The organism is Terrisporobacter muris (assembly GCF_024621905.1).
Classification (GTDB): Bacteria; Bacillota; Clostridia; order Peptostreptococcales; family Peptostreptococcaceae; genus Terrisporobacter; species Terrisporobacter muris.
The window spans coordinates 1-2,096 of the sequence record NZ_JANKBY010000474.1; the positions used below are offsets into that span (position 1 = coordinate 1).

Sequence of the window (2,096 nt, forward strand, 5' to 3'; positions counted from 1 at the left end):
ATTATAAAAAAAATTGTATATATGGCAATTACCTTGACAATAATCACATAATAAAAATAATAAGGTGAAAATATGAATAATATTGAAAAAGGTAAATTAGGCGAGGAAATGGCATTAAAATACATTATTTCTAAAGGTGGAAAAATAATAGAACGAAACTATAGAACAAAAATGGGTGAAGTAGATTTAATAGCAAAATTGAATGGTGAATTAGTTTTCGTTGAGGTCAAAGGTAGAAGCAATATAAATTATGGATATCCATCGGAGGCCGTAAATTATAAGAAAAAAAGAAAGATAACTAGTGTGGCAAAATATTATATTTTGGATAACTCCTTAGAAAATTTATCCATTAGATTTGATGTAATTGAAATTTATTTTAATGAAAAGAAAATAAATCATATTGTGAATGCTTTTTAGAAAGGGGAAACATGTTAAGTATAATAAATTCTAATAATTTAATAGGAATAGATAGCTTTTTAGTAAAGGTGGAGACGGATATAACGAGAGGAATTCCATCATTTAATGTGGTTGGACTTCCAGGGACGGAAGTAAGAGAAGCTAGGGAAAGGGTGAAATCAGCAATAATCAATAGTGGTTATGATTTCCCCAATTCAAGAATAGTAGTAAATTTATCACCGGCAGATATAAAGAAAGAAGGTTCATTTTTAGATTTACCAATTTCCATAGGTATACTGAGGAAATATTTGAATAGAGATGATTATTACTTAGATGAGTGCATCTTTGTTGGAGAATTATCTTTAGATGGGCACTTGAGAAAGGTAAAGGGAATTTTACCTTTAGTAATTGGAGCAAAAAAGGAAAACTTTAAACGTATATTTATACCGTATGATAATTTAAGAGAAAGTAATTTTATTGATGGAATAGAAATTATCCCTGTAAAAAATTTGCAGGAATGTATTAATTATATTAATGGGAATAAAAATATTGATTTAAATTATAAAGATTTAAAAGTACATAATGTTGAGTTTAATTACACTGAAGATTTTAAAGATGTAAAAGGAAATTATTTTGTGAAAAGAGCTGCAGAAATATGTGCAGCAGGAAATCATAATCTCATCATGGTGGGTCCACCTGGATCAGGAAAAACTATGGTTGCGAAACGTATGAGAACTATACTACCCAAATTAGACAAAGAAGAAATGATTGAAATAAGCAAGATTTATAGTATTGCAGGCTTAATTAATGAAGAGGATGGAATAATTACAGAGCGACCTTTTAGATCACCTCATCATAGTACAACCATGCAATCATTAGTAGGTGGAGGTTTTAACTCAAAGCCAGGAGAAATTACTTTATCTCATAGAGGTGTATTATTTTTAGATGAAGTAGCAGAATTTGATAGAAGAATATTAGAAAGTTTAAGACAACCAATGGAAGATAAATATGTGAATATAGCAAGAGTAAGACAAAATGTTAAGTATCCTTGTAATATGTTAGTTATTGCAGCTATGAATCCTTGCCCCTGTGGTTTATATTTGTCAAAGACAGAATGTCGCTGCCAAAGTTATGAGATTATTAGATATAGAAATAGATTATCAGGACCACTTTTAGATAGGTTTGATATATTTGTGGAAATGATACAGACTCCTTTCGAAAAACTTAATGAAAAATCACAGGAAGAAACTTCTGAAGAAATAAGATGTAGAGTGGAAAAAGCAAGGGAAATACAAAAACTAAGATTTAAAAATGAACTTATAAATACTAACAATGAGATGAGTACAACTATGATAGACAAATATTGTGAATTAGATGAAGAAAGTAAAAATATATTAGATGATATTTATAATAAGCATGAGTTAAGCAATAGAAGCTATACGAAGTTAATAAAAGTTGCTAGAACAATAGCTGATTTAGAAGGTGAAGAAAATATAAAGAAAAATCATATATTGGAATCTTACTCATTTAGAAAAGCTTATTATACATATTTTAAATCTAGATTGGAGTTAAACCATGTATAAGAAGGATATTTATTTGTGTATAAAATCAATAAAGGGAATAAGTACTATAACTCTTGGGAAAATAATAGAAGAAGTTGGCTGTGTGGAAGAAATTATAAATCTTAGTGAAAAGATCGG

Annotated in this window: 2 protein-coding genes; both read left to right on the forward strand. The window is 28.6% G+C overall.

All coding sequences use genetic code 11. From position 1 onward, the window contains the following. Window positions 1–72: 72 nt before the first annotated feature. Entirely contained in the window at window positions 73–417 is a 345-nt protein-coding gene (locus tag NSA58_RS19360) for a YraN family protein (protein ID WP_039679629.1), read from the forward strand. Window positions 418–428: 11 nt separating this feature from the next. Then, window positions 429–1,979, forward strand: a complete 1,551-nt coding sequence (locus NSA58_RS19365) for a YifB family Mg chelatase-like AAA ATPase (protein WP_039679628.1) — start codon at window positions 429–431, stop codon at window positions 1,977–1,979. The last annotated feature ends 117 nt before the right edge of the window (window positions 1,980–2,096 follow it).

Bases quoted from the DNA above. Each gene is read 5' to 3' on its own strand.
- NSA58_RS19365 (WP_039679628.1), top strand. From the start codon at position 429: ATGTTAAGTATAATAAATTCTAATAATTTAATAGGAATAGATAGCTTT.
- NSA58_RS19360 (WP_039679629.1), top strand. From the start codon at position 73: ATGAATAATATTGAAAAAGGTAAATTAGGCGAGGAAATGGCATTAAAA.